Origin of the sequence: Ferrimonas aestuarii (assembly GCF_005116665.1) — a bacterium.
GTDB lineage: Bacteria > Pseudomonadota > Gammaproteobacteria > Enterobacterales > Shewanellaceae > Ferrimonas > Ferrimonas aestuarii.
Map to the genome: position 1 here is coordinate 43,627 of NZ_SWCJ01000012.1, position 19,200 is coordinate 62,826.

Genomic DNA, 19,200 nt, shown 5'->3' on the forward strand with positions numbered 1-19,200 from the left:
TCTTAGCGTGATTGCTTTAGAAATATTGCGTAATAGAAAATGTGAAAGTTGAGCTTCGTTTATCGAAGATCTCAAAATCTTGAGAAGGCCCTTTCTCTGGATTGTAAAAACGGCCACTGTTGTTGTGAGCAATCGCAACAATCAGGTTTTTACTGACTTCCCAGCCCAACTCCTGAGCGAAGAAGAACCGATCATCCAATTGTCGTCCGTAATAGTTTTCACTCCAGATATGTTGGTAGGTCATCTCTAAATACCAATCTGGGTGGAATTGCCAAAGTGCATCAGCAACCACATCATAACGATGCTCAGTTAATACTCTTTGACCGGAAGTTTTATATTTGTAGTCGTTGTATCTATAGCGTGGTGATACATAAAGATACCAATCCTTACTAGGATTCCAATATAAGTAGCCACCAATTCTGAATGCATATTCAAAATGATCGAGCTTGGAATAATGATTTCCTGGAAGAATGGCGGCAACGCTTGCGGTTAATGACCAGTCATCGTTAATTAAATATTTATTTGTTCTAAACTCAAACATCGGGTCGTAGAACGTTGACTCTTGACCGTGCAAGGTTTCTTGCTCGCCACCAACGGTTAGGCGATATTGACCATAGTCGGTTCGATAGCCTAGTCGAGCATTCATGTAGAAGGATTCATATGCATTATATGAGTCTGAACTATAAACATTTCTTGTGTAGCCTCCGCCTATGTACCCAGACCAACGTGATGGTTCATCCTGGGGAAGGTCATAATCGATTGCGGCGGAAGCTGAGCAGCTGCAAAGCAGTATTACGGTTGCTAATACTCCTTGGCATACAGAGTCGCTCATGCCAGAAGAGGCTCGCGTTTGTGTTGATTGCATTACTCAACCTATCAATGTGGATATGTGTTTATTTAAATATTAAAAACTATGGCGATTCATTGAAAAATGAGATGCCAAATTTTAAGCGTAGATATACGTAACCTTTCCAGGTGGGAAGGCCAAAAAAGTTAATTATATTTTCAAGAGCAAACAAATAAGAAATAATCACGTGAGCCTTAAAAGGCTATTTGGTTTGCAACTTAGGATGTTTATATATTAGCGAGTCATAATTTAAACCGAGCATTTATTTCGAATGTCATTCTTGGAGAAGTGTTTCGAAAATATTTTCACTGCAACGAGATTGAATTCCTGTTGTTATTAATTAATCTTTTCTAATTTTTTTTGATGTTAAAAAAACAACGATTTCCGATTGTAGTTGGCGTGATAACAAACCGTCAAGGGAGTTAACCCGTAACTGACTATAATCCATAAAGAGTTATAAATAATGTGACATTACACACAACACTAGGGGGTGGGATTTAACACTGGCTTGGCATTCATTTTCAAGAAGGAAACCATTTCTATACTTAATTTAAACATCTCTGTTGGGGGCATTTGTTTTGAACTTCATGGAGGTATTGGATTAAGTAACTGAAAAACCGCCATATTGTTATGTTGTAACGCGTTTTTGTGCTATTCGATAGGGCTTCCTTACAGGCGATTAAGGATAGGAGGGCTGGTCTAATGAGTGGCGAAGAGCTGGTCCATCCTCAATGTAGAGGCCATACGAAAGAGTATGGTTTAGGGCAGCGAGTTGGGGAGTTAACTTACTTTGTGGGGGAGTTGGTTTACGGAAGAGAGAAGAAACGAAAACACAGCGCGATTTCGAAAATAGAAACAAAAAAGCCACTCGGGAGAACGAGTGGCTTTTGAATCAATGAGTGCAGGGGAGCTAACTGCGCACAGTGTGCAGGAAGTATATGCGGGTTGTTTTTAAGCTTATGTTTTTAAAGCCTAAATATTCCCCTCCAAAATCCCTCCAAAATTTTTCCCCAAAACGCTACGCTCCTGAAATGACTTTGGGTGGGCGTTAGCCCGCATCTATCAACAGGTATTCAGATCCACGCTGATCGTGGTATTTGTCGGTGGTTTGTCGGTTTTTATGACCCAGCAACTTTTGCGTGTCATAGCCTGCATCAGCATAAGTTCGCTCTGCTAATGAACGGATCTCATGAAATGTGGGAGGGGTGCCATCCCATTTTAAGCCGGTCGCATCTCTGGCGATCTTGAACTGTTTTGACAGCCGGTCCCCATCTACTTTTGAACCAGCTTTTGAGCGAGAGACCTGCTTGACGTCGTGAATGATGTACTGAGAAACTACGCCGCTGTTCCGGCAACGTTTGATGATCTCTCCGAGCGATATACCGACCAGAGGATTGGTAAGCGCCAGGCTAAAACCTAGCTTGGTTTTACCTTTGGATTTATTGGTAGCTACGAGCAGGTAGCCATCTTGCACATCTTTGAATTTGAGTTGGCTAATATCAACTCGGCGCAGTCCAGTGGTGAGCCCAATAAGCATCGCATTCAGGGCATTGGGCGTGCAATGCTCTTCGGCTTTGCTGATAATTGCCATCCATGACTTTTCGGTTAAACGCTCTCGAGTAACTGTGACCCTAGGCGCTTTGGTTGCGGCCGCTGGATTATATCCGGGATCCACCTCGCCAAGATGTTGTGCTTCCTTAAACATGTCGATCCATACCGAGCGAAGTGATTGTGCCATTCGCACTTTGCCATCACGCTTATATTCATCGAGGATGATTGCTAGTGTTTTGGTGTCGAGTTCCTTGAGACCGATGCTCTTGCAACGCTTGGCTAACACTCCAATCGCTGACTTTCGCGCAACCACTGTGCTTTTGACTATCTCACCATGATCCATCCGCTCCTGCTGAATTGTCATGTAAGTCTTGCAAAATGCGCCTGTACTAATTCCACGCTGGCGGGTTTTGGTCGGATTCGCATCGAGGATGCGCGCATACTGTTCAACCATCTCCGCAGCTATACGCCTATTGAGCTCAGCGGCCACTATCTGTGCACGCTTTTTATCTGTTCCAAGCCCGTGAAACTTACCTGTGCGTTGGTCGCGGTACTGGTAATAGGTTTTACCAGTTCGCTTATCAAGCTTTTGATACAGATTATCAATGGTGATCTTGTGAGTTCTAGGTCGAGCTGCCATCGTTCAGGATCCTGTCGATAAGTGGATCGCCGGTCGGTTCGTGCTGATGGCAGCGACCAACGAATTTGGCGTTACGTTGGCACATCCATCTGCGAGCGAACTTGACCGGAGCGGGGGAGATCTGTTTTGTCTTAGCGTAGGCCGACAAGGTGGCAGCTGCTGGAGTAAACCCGAAGGTTTTCAGTGCCCAGTCCTTCAACGGTACAAAATCACTTTGCGATTTCATCCTTAGCTCCAAACTTGGGTTGGTGATTAGCTTTGGCCTCAAGTGTGCGGATGTATTCCAGCAGGGCCTCACTCACCAGTTCATCGGATTTCAGTTCACGACCAGCACCGTGTTCTACGATGCCTTTTATGAACTCTATTTCACCTAAAACTGAGCGGCTTGGAAGTAGGCCAAGCACATTCTCGAGCCTTTCTCGCTCTTTCTGTGCATCATCTTTAAGTGGCTTAAAGGCGTGAATGACCACTCTAGATAACGCCCCTTCCATTTCGAACTCACCTAGTCCATCAATGTATGCATACAAACGATAGGTTGGTGTGGCTTCATCGTTGTTAACCAACTCGAGCGTAAAGGATGATGATTGACGAGCGATGGTATTAACCATGGCGCCAACATCGAAACCGCAATAAACAAGGCTCATGATTACCTCCTACACGTTGAACGCTAAGCGTTTGTCGAACGCCAGTTTGATGCGGAATGGAATATCGTCGTCCCAACCATCGTCTAGATCAGGTGAGTAATTCTGCTGCGCTGGGGTGGCTTGTTGTTGGGCCGGTGCTGCTTGCTGCTGTGCTGGCGGTTGGCTTTGTTGGCCGGTACTTGATTGATGCCCAGCACTGCCTGGCTGCTGGTAACCACCGTTGCCATATTGCTGGCGGGTGTCGAGCATCTGCATGTCGTTGACTAAGATCTCGGTGGTGTAGCGGTCTTGGCCGTTGTTGTCTTGCCATTTGCGAGTTTGCAGACGACCTTCCAAGTAAACCTTGGAGCCTTTACGCAGGTACTCACCGGCTATCTCTGCCATACGGCGATACATGGTGATCCGGTGCCACTCGGTCCGTTCTTTCTGCTCGCCGGTGTTCTTATCCTTCCATGTTTCACTGGTGGCCACGGTGAAGTTGGCCACGGCGTTGCCGTTAGGTAGGTAGCGAACCTCGGGATCTTGTCCCAAGTTCCCCACAATAATTACTTTGTTGATGCCTCTGCTGGCCATGATATTTCCTCTATTGGTTAATCTGGGTTTCTGAGCGTTCAACCTTGCTGTTCAGGTGAAGATCCAGCAGGAAGTTACCGAGCGCATTGGCGTAGTAAAGAAAACCGCCACCACACACCAGCGCCGCAATCAGATCGCCATGGTGCGGGAACGGCTCTCCCCAAAAAGCCACCTCCACTTGGTAACTAATGATCTGCTCCCAGATGAGCAGGGAAAAAAAGAATAAAGCCAATCTCCAAACGCTAAGCCCGCACAAAGCAAACAGCTTAGCTTTCACCTTCCCTGATCGGTGATTCACGCAAATAGTCAGCACCTTGTTTCCTCTTATGGCTGGTTAACGAAAGTGAACACCTGGCGCGGCACTGGCGCACCACCTGTAGACATGTGATTGAGGCGTGCCAGCGGGCAACCATCGCGCCACGTCATCCGATCAAAGCCATCAAACACGATGGCATCGAGCTGACGTATCGTTAGTGCAGTCATCACTCTATCGAACTGGCGCGTACTCATAACCTGTCCGGTATTGATGCGGTATTTTCTGGCGAACTCGGCCTCGTGTTCCGTGGGCATTACCAGCAGTGCCTTAAACCCCTGCAGGTGCAGCCCCTCCACAATGGCACAGGCAACGGTGGTTGAGCCGCTGCCTTGCTTTCCAGTGAGTTGATGAATTTGCATACTTAGTCGTTCCCCTATTGGTTGTGGCTAGTCAAAGACAAGCTCAGAAATAAATTGTGGAGCGCCTAGCTTGAGCTGGCCATTAACCGTGTCTGGTGCAGAAGGTGATCGCTCGGGGTAGGCTCCCAAAGCCACGTTGGCCGTTTGCTGGCCTACCTTTGCATGCCAAGCTTGACTGCGCTTACGAGCCAAATAGGATTGAAATGCCATATCACGATCAGGGTGGGCGAAGCTGCGTAATGCCCCTTTGATGACACGTTTTTGGGGGCGACCAAACCAGTTGTTGCCTACATTCAGCATTCGCTTGGAATGCTCATCAACTAGGTAGTAGCAGCACTCCGTCTCTCGAACTGGATACCATTTGGATTCGACTAAATACAGGCCGTCAGAACGGACTGAATCTGTGAATCGATAATGAACAGGGAGGTCATGTTCTGACAGCGAGTCAATTTTCATATCAGTTAACTGATTCATGCGATCCGCCTTTGGTAAGAAGGCCAGTCGAGTTCCTTAATCGCTTCCACCGTTGCCGCAACCGCATTAAGCTGGGTTACTGCTCGGTTTAGGTTGCTTTGAGTGGTGCCATTGATGATTGCGGCGTCTGTCTCGGACATGCCTTTGCATAAATGGTCGATCACGGCGCTGATAATCACTTCACTAGTGATTCGAGTCAGGCTAAGCAGCAACTCGATGCGCGTAGGGTTTTCTTGCCCAGGTAGTAGGTATTTCATACCGTGATCTCCTCCCACATGTTTTCCAGTTCATCAAAGGCGATGAGTTCGTCAAAAAGTGCGTGAGGGATAGAGATTCGAGCATTGCAAAGTTCAATCCACGCTTTGGCTCTGTCTCCATCAATGGTGGCGTTGAGCTTTAGGTCTGCTCGCTTTCCACTCACTTCCATGGCGCCATAACTGATTCGAGCTTCATCACTTCGCTTTGGCAAGCTCAGGCTAACGGCGGTGTCCCCGACATAAAACCCCAGTACGCAACTGGCAGGGTGATCTCGATGGTGCACTTTTGGGAAGGTACTCATGCGGCCTCCTTGCCTGCAGTGGGAATAGTGATGCTGTTGGGAGCCTGATTTCCGAAGAGATCCCAGCCTTCTGATTCTCGGCGCGCAAACATCTCCAGTCGTGGCACGTCACCCCATAGGCGCTCAATGCGCTTGATGGCCTCATCTGGCTTCACTGAGTGATCACCGACTGGCGCGTCGATTATCTGCTGAACACCCTTGTCTAACCGCGGTAGCTTCTTACCGCGATAGCCGACCAATACAAACTCGGAATTAGAACGAGTGGTATGCCCCATACCGATGTACCAGCGAGCTTCCATTAATTCACGTAGGCGCTTGGCAGTAACTAGCTCCCGCCAACCCTTAGGGGTTAGCAACGCTTTTGTTAAATCGGTGAACGACATATCAGCCACCTGCGCGCATAGCTCTTTAGCCAGTTCGCGCACTAGATTGGTCCAACAATTCTTTGAGCGCTTAACCCAGACAAACAGGACTGTGTTGTATTTAAAGCCCCAGGCGTCCATTAACTCCCTTGCCTCATCAAGCTGCGGCCATGTTGCCCACATCGCCAGAACTGCGTTATCAGCTGCGATACTGGAAACGTCCATCGCCTTGAGTTCTTCAAGGTCGGTGGTGCTGTAGTGGCGGGCTGCGCCACCCCGATTAGCTGATTTGTCGTTGTAATCCCATGGAGGATCGGCATAGATGACTTGGTACTTGTTCATGCGGCCTCCGACTCTACTTTCAAATCAAACTGTTCAATGGCCCAAGGAATTGCGAAACAGGCCCATAAGAAGCGATAACTCCAAACTTTGCCGTCAGGAATGCACCCCCAATCATCTGTAAGACTAAGGTTTACTTCGTTGTCATCGTCAAAGTTACGGAGGAACTCAACTGCCCCATACTCGTCTTGATCTGCGCCGCTTAACTCTTCAGATAGCCAAGCTTTTTGTTCAAGTGAGTCACATAGCTCAAGCAGATCTCGTTCAAAAACTTCCCATTCAAAGTCTTTACAGTCGCCGGAGCGCTTACCTGACGACGAACTATCAACAGCCTCTAGTTTTTCAGACCAATATCTCGGATTAGGTTCGTCACCTCGGAAGAATGTGAACATGTCTTGAACTCGGGTAAATACGTAACTCCCCATATCTCCGCAAAACACCAGGTAGCCAGGGTAGGTGACGATATCGAAGTACATATTTGAGCAGCCTGGTTCCATCAAGCGAATATGGCGATAGACTCCGTTATTCAGGAGAACGGTTAGCTGATGGTTAGTGACGTCTTTCAAAAAAGACTCTTTAGTTGGGTTCATGCGTTGGCACCTCCGATGTGCGAAGTAAATTGGCCGTTCCAGGGGGAGCGAGTTAGAGCTGCAATCAAAGTGGCTGTTGGCGGAATTCGATACTGAATGACTCCAGATACCTCTTGCACCTCCAGTTGTCCGTTTGCGTGTAAAAGGTTGAGCTGATTCCGAGTAGCGCAGGTGCTTCGGTTGATACGCTGTGCGACCTTTTTCACGGTCATCCAGCCTTGGCCTTTGAGGCCTGAATAAACGAGGTGTCTAACTTTCGATTGCATCACTACCTCCCTATGCCGCTTTCGCTTTTGTGGATTGATTTTGTTTGCTTGAGTGCACGTGAGAAATGCACTTAAGCAGTGATTTGCTGCCTGCGGTGCGTATCACTTCGCATCGCGGGCACTCTGTACGCCAGCGCCCGGGGTAAACCTCGCTTACTGCGTTAGTGCGGTGGCATGTGGGGCAAATTGTTCGGTCCATGATGGTTGCCTTTGATTCTGTAACCTTTAAACCCAATATTAACCTCAGGAGTTAACTTGTCAACTTGAGTGTGTTGATTTTTTTATGTGTTTAATTTGAAATTGATCGAGGTTTTACGGTACAAACGCAAATAGCATGTATGGATATACAGTGGTTGAGGATGGAAATTTGATTGTTGTAACTATTCTTGGGGATGGCGGTGAGATCGCAGAGCGGGTTGAAATTGATGATTCAACCCGTCTGAACAGTGAGGAAGGAGAGGAGGTAGATCTTGAGAATGCTGGTGTTTAATAGCTGAATTGTTTTACCGCAATTAGCACCTTACCAATGATTTCGTAATCCTCAGTTTCGTATTGAACTGGGGATGTATCGATAGAAATAAGTGCCTTGCTTGATGAGGATCTGAAATACCTAGCGAGCATAGGTAGGTCGTTTTCAACCTTAACAAGAACATAGTCACCAATAGAAACACTTGCTTCCGGATCAATACCAACTAGGTCACCGGGAGAGGCAATTGTGGAAATGTTATTGTTTTGAACTTCAAGCACAAAGGCCTTGTCCGATGCCTTGCCTGGTATTGGATACGCCTTTTTATCTTCTAGGGCGATCCCTTCCAAATGTGAGTTGATGTCTGACCATCGAATGAGTGGCCTAACAACAAAATCACTGAAGTACTGCTTTAATGCCGCACTGGTTCGGTCAAGGTTGTCATCTATTGACTCTGTAGAATCTAGGCATCCATCTGGCAGGTCGAGTTCCTTTTCTATGTGCCGAGCCAACTCTCCACCAAGCTTGGTTTTGCCTTTGATATATCGACTTATCTGCTGAGGCTTTCTGTTAATCGCCTCGCAGAACCTAACTTGCACACCGTCAAATCGTTCTTCAATGATCTTTTTGACGTTTGCCAAGCGAATCTGCTCAATACGCATTTTTTTATTCATCAACATCAGTTAACTCGTCGCTATTATTATCCACGCAAAAACGGCTTGATCACATTGGCCTATAAAGCTTATTATCAACCTGTAAGGTTAACTCGATAGGCTTGAGAGGCATATGTCATTCAAAGAACTGTACCAATCGTTACCATCCACAGCTCGAGATGAGCTGGCGGACAAAGCTGTTTGTTCTCGGAAATACATTGAGAATAAGCTCTTGCCGCCATCCTCAGTTAGTCAGCCCAGCCTAAATCTGTGTAAAAGACTCGCAAGCGCCTGCCTATCTATGGGATATGAACTTCCTGCTAACGATATTGCCGCCGAGTTTCTCATCAAAACACCCTCATTAACCAATAAGGTTAATAGTAACTCATAAGGATAAGTTTCAAATGTTAAATAGCAAGGAAGTTTTACAGGTACTGAATGCGGCTCACGGTTTGGCGATTGATGTAGGAGCCAAGACTTTGTCTGAAGCTCTTGATATGCGACCAGCCATGGTTAGCAATCGTTTTAACCCTTCTACAGAAACCCATCTATTGGGGTTGGGGCATGCGATAGTTGCGACGCTCGATACCGGAGACACACGAATTCTAGCGGCGTTCGCCAAAGTGGCAGGTTTTCGCCTTGAACCAATCGATGCAACGCCCGTTGATCGCAACGAGTTACTAGCCGCGGTTCTGGAGCTGGATTCAGCGAAGGGTGAGTTAGCCAGGCAGTTAAGTGAAGCCATTGAAGATGGCGTTATCTCCCCTCGTGAGGAACAGGAGCTGGCGGCGCGAGCAACAGAGCTTCGAGAGCTAATCGATCGCCTGCAGTTGAAGCAGGGAACGGTTAAGTGAATCAGTTAACTGATATGAATTTTGAATCACTTGGTGGTGAATATGAATAAGCAGGTTCCAAAAGAAGGTACTTGGCTGCTGGGTGCTGGGGAGCGGATTTGCTCCCCAAATAAAGCCGCTAATCAATCGAAATACGAACGGATTCAAAAATGCTCTCAGCAAACTCAGAGCGTTCAGAACCACCCTTTGCATCAAAGTGAGCTTTTAGATTGCTGAGTGTAGCGTGTTTGTCGGCGCTGTCTTTTAAGGCAACGGTCATTGCTTGGGCGAGCATGTACTGAAGCACCTCTGTGCGGTGCTTTAAGACTTTAATGTCGTGCTCGAGTTCTGACATGGATACAGACATGTGAGATTCCTTTCGGATGGTTGAGTGGAAACTCCATCCTAACCCAGTTTGGTGCTCTGGGCTAAAAAAGCACCGTTCATTAGAGGTTTAAGGAACCCGCCTGCGCAAACAGGCGGGCAAACGAAAACGCCACCCAAGACCGGCAAGTCAACTAGGTGGCGTTCACATCAGGAGGAATCATGACAACAAATCGATGTGGAATCAAGTTAACGGACGTCAATGGTGTTAAACGGAACCACGGTGAGGTCATTTCGGACCATGCCTTTTCTGTGCTGTTTGAGCGTCGTAAGCGTGAACTAACTGGACGAACGTGGCAGCGTGATCGCCGACCGTGCCGGAGTGGGGTAATGGTATGAGTGCCCAATTACTCGAGTTCCCGTCTCCCAGTCCTAAGGACGAGGTTAAGACTGTGGCTGATTGTGATAACGGTTATACCAGAATAGCGAATGAACTCCTCAGCGCCATGGCTATGGCTGATTTAACTCAGCGGCAGTTCAAGGTGCTTCTGGCAGTCGTTCGCAAAACCTATGGGTTTAATAAGCCTATGGACTGGTGCGGTAACAAGCAGTTGGCTGAGGCAACTGGCCTACCAGAAACTCGGTGCTCAACTATCAAAAATGAGTTGGTGCAGAGAGACATCTTAATCCAGAAAGGGCGTTCTATTGGGCCTAATCCGGTGATCACCGATTGGAAGAAATCGGAGGTTACCTGTTCCGGTAAAACCTTTACCAAAAGAGGTAAGGAAACATTACCCGATTTGGTAAAAGAGCTTTTACCAAAAGAGGTAAACACAAAAGACACTTACTCAAAAGACAAGAAAGACAAAGATCATTGTCGGGCTGACGCCCGCCGCCGGAATGCTGAATTTGTTTCTCAGGCTAAGCAGGTGATCGAACATTTGAACGCCGTGTGTGGCCGCCAGTATCCAACCGCCGGGAAGTGCAACACGATTAAGGGCGTGGTGACTCGTTTGAAAGCTGGCGCGACCGTTGAGCAGCTTAAGGCCGTCATCGATCATAAGAACGCAGAGTGGGGTACTAGTGCGAAGATGGTTAAATACCTGCAGCCCTCCACGCTGTTCAAGCCATCCAAAATCGAAGAGAACATCACTGATGCCCAAGCATGGCTGGCCAGCGGCAAAGGTTCACAGCCAGCGGCGCCTAGCTCAGCCGCTCCAATTTCGGCTCGTGATGTGATGACCAATCCCCAAGCGGCTCAGTACCTGCACTCAGGCGGTTTGTTTAAGGAGCTGTCGGAAGCAGTTAAGCACCGCATCAGAGAAGCTTTTAGGGCTAACCAACTACCTTCCCAGCTTGTATCGATTCTTGATGAACAGGAGGCCTTCCATGACTAAGTTTCAGAAACAGTTGCTGGCGGCGTTGGATGGTGATTGGCGTAATCCGAAACAGATCCGCCAACGAATGATAGAGCAGGGCGCCAGCATCATGCCTAATCACCCACTAAGTGACATTGAGACGGTGTTGATTGCTATCGCAAAGACCGCGCCAGGTGTTAGCCGCCGTCAGGTTCGTAATCAACATGGCCGTATCCGCTCAAATCTGTTTCGTTTGGCATCGGTTGATGAAGTGTCAGCTATGGAGATGCGGAGGGTGGCTGGATGAGGTCATCAAGAGATACGACAGCTGAAATTAAGCATCCGAAAACAACTAGCTGCAAAGGTCGCATTATCGCGATCTTTGCAAAAGAGCACCGCACCTTATCGCTACCGATGATTGCAAAGCTGATCCATGAGCGGTTCGGAGTGACGGACCTTGAAACGTCAATCAGCATGCGGCTGCGGGAGATCCGCAAAATGCCAGGGTATGGCGTCAGGAAGGTAAAGCTGTCTCAGAATACGTTTGTTTACGAGGTTGTATGGGGGCATCAGCTGAAGATGACTGAGCTCTTAGGCGGCTTCGATGTGGATCATACTAAGCCAGCACCGTTACCAGGCAAGCCCTGTTCAACCGGAGCGCCAAACAATCCCAGCTTATGGGTGGCCAAACAAACGATTGCTTGCCGAGAGGGCAGTACCACGCCTGAAGCGGTTAAAGAGCAGATTGCTACGTTTCCGCCTTACGTTCAGACGGCCATCGCCAAAGCCAAGCCCCATATCAACGCGCAGATTAAGCAGCAGGGTTACGACAAATGGGCTGAGTTCCACAAAAAGCACTTTGAGGAGTCTGAGCAATGCAGTTAGGGGATACGCTGGCAAGGTTATCTGTATTGCCTGTTGTTCAGGGTTCGATGGCTGAGGGGCGGCAAAGTCAGTCGATGAGGCATGGTAAATGCGCGGTCAATAACTCGGATTGTGCTGGTGAGTTGGTGTGGTCTGAGCGCCACCAATTGCCCTTGTGTTGGCATCATGACAATCACGATTCTGATGATGAGGTGATGGCCGCCGCCAAGCTTTGGGGTCATAAGTGGATGAGCAATACGGTTGGCCGACTGGATCCTATGGCTTGCCAAACCATCGTGTGGCTGTTGAGCATTGGTTGCGCTGAGCTGATTAGGCCTGATTTGATTTCGGTGGCAACGGGTGTGGTTAATGCGCCTGTGAGTCGGGTAAATGGTTTACGCGGCCAAATGGATACTGATGATCGTTACCGTGTTGGTGAGTTGGACCGATTGGTGATGCGTATTGGTGAGCAACGGCAGCTAGTTGAGTTTGAGGTTGAGCCAGAGACGCCGAACGCGTTGATGTTAAGGCCAAAGTACCTGACTTGGGAAAATGACAAGTACCGCCGCTGGGTTAAGCAGCTGCCTTGCGTGGTATGCGATCAACAGGCTGATGACCCTCATCACATCATCGATGTTGGTCTGGGCTGCATGGGCGGTAAGCCGCATGACCTTCTGACCATTCCTTTGTGCCGTGTTCATCATAACGAGCTACACGACAACCGTAAGCGCTGGGAGCAGCAGCACGGCAGCCAGATTGAGCATGTGCTGGCGACGATTAACAATGCGATGGCGCTGGGGGTGATTGGATGAGGCATAACCTTAGACCAAAGAGTAAGTATGGCGCCAAACCAACGGTAGTAGATGGCATTCGTTTCGATAGTAAGAAAGAAGCTAATTACTACCTACAACTCAAAGCCCGAGTGAAGGCCGGTGAGGTGCTGACGTTCTTAAGGCAGGTTCCATTTCATCTACCTGGTAAAACTAAGTATGCGGTGGATTTTCTGGAGTTCCATGCTGATGGCTCTGTGCACTTCGTCGATGTGAAAGGGATGATCACCCCGACGTACAAGATTAAGAAGCGGCAGGTGGAAGAACTCTATCCGGTTACCATCGAGGAGGTGTGATGATTCTAACTACCTTTATCTGCCAGTTCTTGGTGGTCTACTTGCTTGGTGTCCAGTCGCTGATGGTACGAGACGGCAATTGCATCGGTGCGGCCATGGGCAGTATTGCCATTGGTGTAACGCAGTACTTGGTGATCGGCATTATTAGCCATATCGGCGTTGACGGGCTTTTCTCTCTAACAGGTGCAGCGTTTTTGCTGGCGGGCCCAATTGCTATTGTGTGCAGTATTAAGAGCCATCCCAAGCTGGCGGAGTGGCTTAAGGGGAAAGGTCGATGGATGCTCAGATTTTAAAGGTTGCCCGCGAAAAGAGAGGGGTAACACAGGAGGATTTGGCTGAGCTGGCGGGCTGTTCGGATCGCCAAGTGAGGCGTTGGGAGAGTGGCGATAGCGAAATTACTTATAACAGGTTGCGCTCTCTTTGTATCTATACGCTTGGCTTGGAATGGCTGGAGCTGTTGCGGGAGGTTGAGGGTGATAACTCTAAAGCAAACTCGGCAAGCGCTTAGCGGTTGGGGGAAAGTGGCTTTTGAGCAACGCATTGGGGATGGTTTTAGTTCGAAAAGTCCAACAGAAAGGCTAAGGGAGTCCATGCTGTTGGGTTACTGCATTTCCGGTACCGAGCATCAAATTAATCATACTTCAGATGGGGTTTTTATGCCGGAGTGGGCGCAACTGGTTGAGTTGGCGATCCAGCGCCTTTGGCATCCAGAGGAGAGAGTTGTACTTGTTAAGCGCTATTGTCATAACGCCTTTAATGACCGAAAGGAAAAAATGAAGGGTTTGAACCTCGAACATAAGGGGCTTTTATTGAGGGCTGAGGTTGGAGTGATGCGAGAATTAGAGGCGTTGAATTATCAGCCATGAACCGGACATTTTTCTGTCCTGTTCTTACCCTCTTGAATTGATATTATTTTGGCAAGATGACGAAGTTGTCATCAAATCTCTTAGTTTCAACCGCTTGATGAGCTTATTTCATTGAGCGGTTTTTTTTATGTCTGAGTGCTTATGTCTCTAACTCCTGTTCAATCTAATACTGTGGCTATCGCCGTTGCCACTACGGTCATTAGTGCTCTTCTGGTTTGGTGCGGTACCGCATTGCAGTCTAGCCAAGTGGAGCTGGGTAAGCTGCAGGTTCAGGTTGAGCAGTTACGAACTGAGCTTAATGCCGCAGCTTCTACATCTGTCCAAAGAGAGCATCGCTTAACCCGCTTGGAGCGAACAGTTGCAGTTCTGGAGGCCCGGCAATGAGACATCTAAAGCTCACCACTCGCGGCGTTCCGGGTGTTGGCACTTTTGGCGAGCTGACCGAGCAAGGTCAAAAGCTATGTGTCACCGTCGAGCGCGATTGGAATAACAACCTTCCCAATATCTCTTGTGTCCCAGCAGGTGAATATACTCTAAGGCCGCATGTAAGCCCTCGTTACGGTGATTGCCTGGTGATTGAAGCACCAAGCCTAGGCGTGACGGCCACCGGTCCAAGCCAGCGCTCGCATTGCTTAATTCATCCTGCTAATTGGCCTGATCAACTTGAAGGGTGCATTGCGCCCGGGCTTGAGTTCCACCCAGACCGTTGGGGCGTTAAGTCCTCTCGGACTGCCTTTAAGCGGCTGATGGAGACCATTACTGAGCCGGTTAAGCTAACCATTGTTCGACATTAAGGAATAAACCATGCGACTACTAGTTTTTGCTTTCACTCTGATGGCTTGGCCGGCACTTGCTGCAGACGTCACACTGGATACGGTGGTTGATCTTATTACCGTGCTCGGCGGCCTGTTCGGCTCTAAAGGTGCTGCCATAGCTGCCACGATTACTACGGTCTTGCTAGCCCTGTCAGGGCTGTGGAGTCAGATTCGACCATCGATCCCAAACGATTGGATGGCTAAGCTGCATCCGTGGTTATTGTGGTTTTTTGATGATGTGCTTGGCGGCAACCGTGGTTCAGCGGCCAATGATTCTGTAACTGGGCCACAGGCCATCAAGCAGCGGTCATTGGAGTGAGAGGTTTTGAACTGTTCGTTCGGCTGGTTACTGCCATTCTTCGTATCGTCAATCGAGGCAAGTCGAAGCGCTATCAGGATGATCCTGCTCGCGCTATTGCTGGGGACGATGGTAGCGTGCAGCAGTCTCAGCAGACCTTCTCCGAGTTGGCCAAGCAATCTCGAAGTGATCGAGTTAAGTGACGGTGGCATCTGCCTTAGCCCTGAATCTGCCCGCCGACTCGCTGAACTAAGGGCTCAGTTGGAGGAAATATAGAAAGGAGCTAGCCATGGCAACCGTTGCGTATTACGGCAAAGTAAGCGTCGAGCACAACATTGCCGAGGTTGCCAGCACCTTAACTGATCTTCAGCGCAAGAGCATTCCTAAAGCCACTCGCCAAGGGCTTAATCGAGCAATCACTTCAACTCGAGGTACTGCAGTAAAGATCATCAGTGAGGAGACGGGCATCAAGCAAAAGGATGTTCGTGCCGAGTTGAGGGTTAGCAAAGCCACGTCTAAGCAAAAGACGCCATCGGCAGAGATTAAGGTATACCGGCGCACTAAAGCTATTAACCTCATTGAGTTTGTTACCCCAAACCGCCGGAAGCCGAGTGGAGGCAAGGGCAAACCACAGTACTTTCGCCGCCGCCTTAAGCGTCGAACCCGAAAGGGAGGTCGCAGCCGCCAGGTGGCAGGTCCATATCGGCATGAAGGTGTTGAGGCTAAGGCTTGGCGCAATAACAAAACTTACCGTGGTGCATTCGTAGTGCGCACCTCACAAGGCGTAATCGTCGCAAAGCGAAGCGGCAAGCGGCGTGGGCACCTGAGCATGGTGTCAGGACCGAGCGTTAAAGCCACCATGGTTCAGCCTCATATCAATGAGGCGATGAAGCGGCATGCAAAGCCTCGGTTTATCACTGAGTTTGGGCGCGCTTTAGATAATGACTTGAGGCGCAGAGGCTTGCTGTGAGTGGGTTTTCGGGTCCTTTTGACCCCCTCCCCCCTTGTCGTGGGGGCGCGGCATCGCGGAGTTTGAGAAATTATTGGGCTCTAGGTGATCCACCGCTGGTGCCCTAGATCCTTTATGGGTGTAAGGATCCCGACCTGTGCAACCTGTGCATTTTGATCCGCCCTCCGATCTTTTTACCCCCTTCGTTTATGTGACCGGTCACAGAGGTTTTGATGACAAAAGTGGTGACTCCAGAGATGGCCACTGCTTTGTGGTCGCAGTCTCAGCTTGCGACAGCATTTGGTTTAGATAGGCGCACGGTTGCCAAACGTTTAAAGCCAGCGCCTGTCGCTGATGTAGTACGTGGCGGAAAGGTTTATACATTGGCTGTGGCCGCCAAAGCGGTTTTGATGTCGATGGCTGACCCAGGTGATTTGCATGACCCAGCAAAGATGGAGCCGGGTGACCGATTAAGCTGGTTTAAGTCTGAGCGAGAGCGTTTGCTGTTTGAGCAAGAGGTGCGCGAGTTGGTGCTCGATGCTGAGCATCGTGCTGAATGCGCTCTGATTATTAAAACGTGCGTGTTGATGCTGGAGACGTTGCCTGATGTTTTAGAGCGTGACTGTGGTTTGCCGCCAAAAGCGGTTGCTGCTGTAGAGGCTCGAATTGATGGTATTCGAAACGACCTAGCTGAGAAGTTGATTGAGGCGGCACCCGATGATGCAGATTGAGTATGCCAATGCATCGCAGGGCAGAATTGACGCTGCAGAGCTTATGCGTGCGCCGAGTCGGATTTCGGTCGTTGATGGAATCCAAAAGGTGATGCGGGTACCAAAAGGTGCGGGCGCTACAGATGAGTGGGATCCGACACTAACCGGTTACATGGTCGAACCGATTAACTGTTTGGCCAGTCGTGAATATGACGCCGTGATTTTTGTAGGCCCTGCTCGAACGGGCAAAACTATCGGTCTAGTCGATGGTGCGATTTGCTACGTGATCACTCACAACCCGGGTGACATGCTGCTGGTGCACTTAACAGAAGCGAAAGCCAGAGAGCATAGCCGCCGTCGTCTTGATCCTACATTTCGGCTTTCACCGTTGGTGAAAGAGTGTCTGAGCCCTAGTCGGCACGACAACAACGTCCACGACAAGATTTTCAAAAGCGGTGCCTACCTCAAGGTTGGACATCCCAGCCCAAACTCGCTGGCGTCGTCTGACTTTAAATGGGTATTCCTGACTGATTACGATCGATGGCCGCTAGATATTGGCGGTGAGGGCAGTGGCTTTGGCCAAGCATCCAAACGAACCACCACCTATATGTCTGCAGGCATGACAATGGCGGAAAGCTCGCCGGGTCATGATGTTATTGATCCTCGCTGGCGACCATCACCTGGTAGCCATGAAGGACCACCCTGTGACGGCATTATGGCACTATACAACCAAGGTGATCGCCGCCGCTTGTATTGGCCCTGTCCGAATTGCGGTGAGTACTTCCAGCCAATCCAAGAAACATTGAAATGGCCGGATGAGCCGGATGCAGTGAAAGCCTCCGAGGCTGCAAGAGTGCATTGCGCTCATTGCGATAAAGAGGTAACGCCAAAGCAAAAGCGTCTACTTAATCACCCTGATGTCTGCGCTTGGCTTCGAGAAGGAGAAACCATTGGTCGAGCAATTTGGCGACCGACTGATAATCCGGATCAATTGCAATTGGCTCAAGCGGGAGAACGTGGTGGTACGCCAAGAAAAAGTCGGTTTGCGACCTTTTGGATGGAAGGGCCTGCGGCAGCTTACCAGACATGGGAGAAGTTGGCGTTTAACCTGATTAACGGTGAACTGCAGTACGAGATCACTGGCAGTCAGGAAACTTTGAAAACCACCATCAACACCGACATGGGGCGCCCATACATTAACCGAGTGTCGCAGCAGCAACTCGATGCCGAGGCGCTGGCTGAACGTGCTGAGCCATTACCTAAGCGAGAAGTACCTGAGTGGGTGCGCTTTATTGGAGCTGGTGTCGATGTTCAGGGTGGCGTCAATCGCCGCTTTGTGGTGCAGATGGTGGGTTATGGTGCTCACGGCGAGCGGGTATTGATTGATCGCTACAACCTTCGTTATTCGCCACATCGTACCGAAACCGACAAAACCACTGGAGAGATCAAGCCTAAACGCATTGAGCCAGGAGCTTATCCAGAAGATTGGGACATCTTAGAAACCGATGTGATGGATAAAACCTACCCAATCACTAATCGGGATGGTTGGCGAATGCCGGTCCGGTTTACTTGTTGTGATCACGGTGGTGAAGCAGGCGTATCGGATAATGCTTATGCCTTTTGGCGCAAGATGCGCCGTAAAGGGCGCGCTAAGCAGTTGGATCTGGTTAAAGGTAATGGCAGCCAGTTAAAGCTCTTTGTAGAGAGTTACCCTGATAACACCGCTAACAATCGCCGGAAGGCTAAGGCTAAGGGTGATGTACCGCTGTATTTGCTTGGCAGTGATGAACTTAAAGACCGCCTGCATGCTGCATTAACTCGAAGTGAACCTGGTCCCAATTACATCCATCACCCTGATTGGCTTGGCGGCTGGTTTTATAACGAATTGGTAGCGGAAGCCAAGGGCACTGATGGCAAGTGGCGAGAGGTCAGTTCTAAAGCGCCCAACGAGGCGATCGACTGTTATTGCTATATCCACGTCGGTGCTGTTCGTCGGGGGTATGAAAAGGTCGATTGGTTAAATCCGCCGGCGTGGTGCAAGCCGATAGATGACAACCCCAATGTATTCCATCCCGATGAGCGACCCGAATTCGCTAGCGCCGAGGTGGAATCAACTCCAACCCAGCCTGAACTCGCGCCGGAAGTCGATGATGATGCCGGTGATTACCTAGCAGGCATTGATCAAAACGGATGGCTGAGCTGATGGCATCACTAACTGAAATTGAGGCGATGATCGCCTTATACACCAATGCCGAGCGTGAAGTGCTGGAGGGTAAAAGCGTTAGCTTTGGTGGCCGCACATTGACGATGGAGAGTTTGGGCGAGATTCGAGCTGGCCGCAAAGAGTGGGAGCGGAAGAAGTTTCGCAGCCAGCCCGGTGGCAATAGTCCGGCGCAAGCGACGTTTGAATAAGGAGCG

The 19,200-nt window shown here is 49.3% G+C and carries 32 protein-coding genes; 18 read left to right on the plus strand and 14 right to left on the minus strand.

Translation table 11 applies throughout. The features are described 5' to 3' along the window. Window positions 1–16 precede the first annotated feature (16 nt). From FCL42_RS14460 to FCL42_RS14515, 12 genes are all read right to left on the minus strand, one after another. On the minus strand, window positions 17–865 hold the full coding sequence (locus tag FCL42_RS14460; protein ID WP_136864138.1) for a hypothetical protein: 849 nt from the start codon (window positions 863–865) through the stop codon (window positions 17–19). Window positions 866–1,895: 1,030 nt separating this feature from the next. After that, on the minus strand, window positions 1,896–3,038 hold the full coding sequence (locus FCL42_RS14465; protein ID WP_136864139.1) for a phage integrase Arm DNA-binding domain-containing protein: 1,143 nt from the start codon (window positions 3,036–3,038) through the stop codon (window positions 1,896–1,898). Further along, window positions 3,022–3,264, minus strand: coding sequence for an excisionase (locus FCL42_RS14470; protein ID WP_136864140.1), 243 nt, complete (start codon window positions 3,262–3,264; stop codon window positions 3,022–3,024). Before FCL42_RS14470 ends, FCL42_RS14465 begins: the two co-directional genes overlap by 17 nt. After that, window positions 3,248–3,682 carry a hypothetical protein gene (locus FCL42_RS14475; RefSeq protein WP_136864141.1) on the minus strand — a complete coding sequence of 145 codons (435 nt, stop codon included), beginning with the start codon at window positions 3,680–3,682 and terminating at the stop codon, window positions 3,248–3,250. Before FCL42_RS14475 ends, FCL42_RS14470 begins: the two co-directional genes overlap by 17 nt. Window positions 3,683–3,691: 9 nt before the next feature. Continuing rightward, window positions 3,692–4,255 (minus strand): single-stranded DNA-binding protein, encoded by a 564-nt coding sequence (gene ssb / locus FCL42_RS14480; protein ID WP_136864142.1) that lies wholly within the window; start codon window positions 4,253–4,255, stop codon window positions 3,692–3,694. 10 nt (window positions 4,256–4,265) lie between these two features. After that, entirely contained in the window at window positions 4,266–4,487 is a 222-nt protein-coding gene (locus FCL42_RS14485) for a hypothetical protein (RefSeq protein ID WP_136864143.1), read from the minus strand. Window positions 4,488–4,579: 92 nt separating this feature from the next. After that, window positions 4,580–4,930 (minus strand): hypothetical protein, encoded by a 351-nt coding sequence (locus FCL42_RS14490; RefSeq protein ID WP_136864144.1) that lies wholly within the window; start codon window positions 4,928–4,930, stop codon window positions 4,580–4,582. 27 nt (window positions 4,931–4,957) lie between these two features. Beyond that, complete coding sequence (locus tag FCL42_RS14495) at window positions 4,958–5,404, minus strand: hypothetical protein (protein WP_136864145.1); 447 nt, start codon at window positions 5,402–5,404, stop codon at window positions 4,958–4,960. Continuing rightward, the gene (locus FCL42_RS14500) at window positions 5,401–5,661 is read right to left on the minus strand and encodes a hypothetical protein (RefSeq protein ID WP_136864146.1); all 261 of its coding nucleotides are present in this window, start codon (window positions 5,659–5,661) and stop codon (window positions 5,401–5,403) included. Before FCL42_RS14500 ends, FCL42_RS14495 begins: the two co-directional genes overlap by 4 nt. Beyond that, window positions 5,658–5,963 (minus strand): hypothetical protein, encoded by a 306-nt coding sequence (locus tag FCL42_RS14505; protein WP_136864147.1) that lies wholly within the window; start codon window positions 5,961–5,963, stop codon window positions 5,658–5,660. The genes FCL42_RS14500 and FCL42_RS14505 overlap by 4 nt, the downstream gene beginning before the upstream one ends. Next, a complete protein-coding gene (locus FCL42_RS14510) occupies window positions 5,960–6,667 on the minus strand; it encodes an MT-A70 family methyltransferase (protein ID WP_136864148.1) in 708 nt (235 codons plus the stop codon). Before FCL42_RS14510 ends, FCL42_RS14505 begins: the two co-directional genes overlap by 4 nt. Next, window positions 6,664–7,254 (minus strand): hypothetical protein, encoded by a 591-nt coding sequence (locus FCL42_RS14515; RefSeq protein WP_136864149.1) that lies wholly within the window; start codon window positions 7,252–7,254, stop codon window positions 6,664–6,666. Before FCL42_RS14515 ends, FCL42_RS14510 begins: the two co-directional genes overlap by 4 nt. A gap of 633 nt (window positions 7,255–7,887) precedes the next feature. On the opposite strand from FCL42_RS14515, the gene FCL42_RS22000 reads away from it, so the two are divergent. Then, window positions 7,888–8,010 carry a hypothetical protein gene (locus FCL42_RS22000; protein ID WP_267873237.1) on the plus strand — a complete coding sequence of 41 codons (123 nt, stop codon included), beginning with the start codon at window positions 7,888–7,890 and terminating at the stop codon, window positions 8,008–8,010. Here the strand turns inward: FCL42_RS22000 and FCL42_RS14520 are convergent. Further along, on the minus strand, window positions 8,007–8,666 hold the full coding sequence (locus FCL42_RS14520) for a S24 family peptidase (RefSeq protein ID WP_136864150.1): 660 nt from the start codon (window positions 8,664–8,666) through the stop codon (window positions 8,007–8,009). The genes FCL42_RS22000 and FCL42_RS14520 overlap by 4 nt on opposite strands. Before the next feature lie 377 nt (window positions 8,667–9,043). On the opposite strand from FCL42_RS14520, the gene FCL42_RS14525 reads away from it, so the two are divergent. Beyond that, window positions 9,044–9,493: a phage regulatory CII family protein gene (locus FCL42_RS14525; protein WP_136864151.1), complete on the plus strand. Its 450-nt coding sequence runs from the start codon at window positions 9,044–9,046 to the stop codon at window positions 9,491–9,493. A gap of 118 nt (window positions 9,494–9,611) precedes the next feature. On the opposite strand, the gene FCL42_RS14530 is transcribed toward FCL42_RS14525, so the two are convergent. After that, window positions 9,612–9,839 (minus strand): hypothetical protein, encoded by a 228-nt coding sequence (locus tag FCL42_RS14530; RefSeq protein WP_136864152.1) that lies wholly within the window; start codon window positions 9,837–9,839, stop codon window positions 9,612–9,614. A gap of 352 nt (window positions 9,840–10,191) precedes the next feature. On the opposite strand from FCL42_RS14530, the gene FCL42_RS14535 reads away from it, so the two are divergent. The 16 genes from FCL42_RS14535 (at window position 10,192) to FCL42_RS14605 (ending at window position 19,194) form a co-directional block, all read left to right on the plus strand. Continuing rightward, window positions 10,192–11,193, plus strand: coding sequence for a replication protein (locus FCL42_RS14535; RefSeq protein ID WP_136864153.1), 1,002 nt, complete (start codon window positions 10,192–10,194; stop codon window positions 11,191–11,193). Beyond that, window positions 11,186–11,461, plus strand: a complete 276-nt coding sequence (locus FCL42_RS14540) for a hypothetical protein (protein ID WP_136864154.1) — start codon at window positions 11,186–11,188, stop codon at window positions 11,459–11,461. Before FCL42_RS14535 ends, FCL42_RS14540 begins: the two co-directional genes overlap by 8 nt. Window positions 11,462–11,733: 272 nt before the next feature. Beyond that, the gene (locus FCL42_RS14545) at window positions 11,734–12,039 is read left to right on the plus strand and encodes a hypothetical protein (protein ID WP_136864155.1); all 306 of its coding nucleotides are present in this window, start codon (window positions 11,734–11,736) and stop codon (window positions 12,037–12,039) included. Then, a complete protein-coding gene (locus tag FCL42_RS14550; protein WP_136864156.1) occupies window positions 12,030–12,830 on the plus strand; it encodes a DUF968 domain-containing protein in 801 nt (266 codons plus the stop codon). The genes FCL42_RS14545 and FCL42_RS14550 overlap by 10 nt, the downstream gene beginning before the upstream one ends. Next, complete coding sequence (locus FCL42_RS14555; protein WP_136864157.1) at window positions 12,827–13,144, plus strand: DUF1064 domain-containing protein; 318 nt, start codon at window positions 12,827–12,829, stop codon at window positions 13,142–13,144. Before FCL42_RS14550 ends, FCL42_RS14555 begins: the two co-directional genes overlap by 4 nt. Then, the gene (locus FCL42_RS14560; protein WP_136864158.1) at window positions 13,144–13,437 is read left to right on the plus strand and encodes a hypothetical protein; all 294 of its coding nucleotides are present in this window, start codon (window positions 13,144–13,146) and stop codon (window positions 13,435–13,437) included. The genes FCL42_RS14555 and FCL42_RS14560 overlap by 1 nt, the downstream gene beginning before the upstream one ends. After that, window positions 13,419–13,652, plus strand: coding sequence for a helix-turn-helix domain-containing protein (locus tag FCL42_RS22095; RefSeq protein WP_136864159.1), 234 nt, complete (start codon window positions 13,419–13,421; stop codon window positions 13,650–13,652). The genes FCL42_RS14560 and FCL42_RS22095 overlap by 19 nt, the downstream gene beginning before the upstream one ends. Beyond that, window positions 13,618–14,010, plus strand: coding sequence for a hypothetical protein (locus FCL42_RS14570; protein ID WP_136864160.1), 393 nt, complete (start codon window positions 13,618–13,620; stop codon window positions 14,008–14,010). Before FCL42_RS22095 ends, FCL42_RS14570 begins: the two co-directional genes overlap by 35 nt. A gap of 141 nt (window positions 14,011–14,151) precedes the next feature. After that, entirely contained in the window at window positions 14,152–14,394 is a 243-nt protein-coding gene (locus FCL42_RS14575) for a hypothetical protein (RefSeq protein ID WP_136864161.1), read from the plus strand. Continuing rightward, on the plus strand, window positions 14,391–14,804 hold the full coding sequence (locus FCL42_RS14580) for a DUF5675 family protein (RefSeq protein ID WP_136864162.1): 414 nt from the start codon (window positions 14,391–14,393) through the stop codon (window positions 14,802–14,804). The genes FCL42_RS14575 and FCL42_RS14580 overlap by 4 nt, the downstream gene beginning before the upstream one ends. Window positions 14,805–14,814: 10 nt before the next feature. After that, entirely contained in the window at window positions 14,815–15,144 is a 330-nt protein-coding gene (locus FCL42_RS14585; protein WP_136864163.1) for a hypothetical protein, read from the plus strand. Further along, the gene (locus FCL42_RS21715) at window positions 15,141–15,326 is read left to right on the plus strand and encodes a hypothetical protein (RefSeq protein WP_169308402.1); all 186 of its coding nucleotides are present in this window, start codon (window positions 15,141–15,143) and stop codon (window positions 15,324–15,326) included. The genes FCL42_RS14585 and FCL42_RS21715 overlap by 4 nt, the downstream gene beginning before the upstream one ends. An 86-nt stretch (window positions 15,327–15,412) precedes the next feature. Then, complete coding sequence (locus FCL42_RS14590; RefSeq protein WP_136864164.1) at window positions 15,413–16,093, plus strand: phage tail protein; 681 nt, start codon at window positions 15,413–15,415, stop codon at window positions 16,091–16,093. 212 nt (window positions 16,094–16,305) lie between these two features. Further along, the gene (locus FCL42_RS14595) at window positions 16,306–16,803 is read left to right on the plus strand and encodes a DUF1441 family protein (RefSeq protein ID WP_136864165.1); all 498 of its coding nucleotides are present in this window, start codon (window positions 16,306–16,308) and stop codon (window positions 16,801–16,803) included. Next, window positions 16,790–18,985: a phage terminase large subunit family protein gene (locus FCL42_RS14600; protein ID WP_205729272.1), complete on the plus strand. Its 2,196-nt coding sequence runs from the start codon at window positions 16,790–16,792 to the stop codon at window positions 18,983–18,985. The genes FCL42_RS14595 and FCL42_RS14600 overlap by 14 nt, the downstream gene beginning before the upstream one ends. Then, the gene (locus FCL42_RS14605) at window positions 18,985–19,194 is read left to right on the plus strand and encodes a hypothetical protein (RefSeq protein ID WP_136864166.1); all 210 of its coding nucleotides are present in this window, start codon (window positions 18,985–18,987) and stop codon (window positions 19,192–19,194) included. Before FCL42_RS14600 ends, FCL42_RS14605 begins: the two co-directional genes overlap by 1 nt. The last annotated feature ends 6 nt before the right edge of the window (window positions 19,195–19,200 follow it).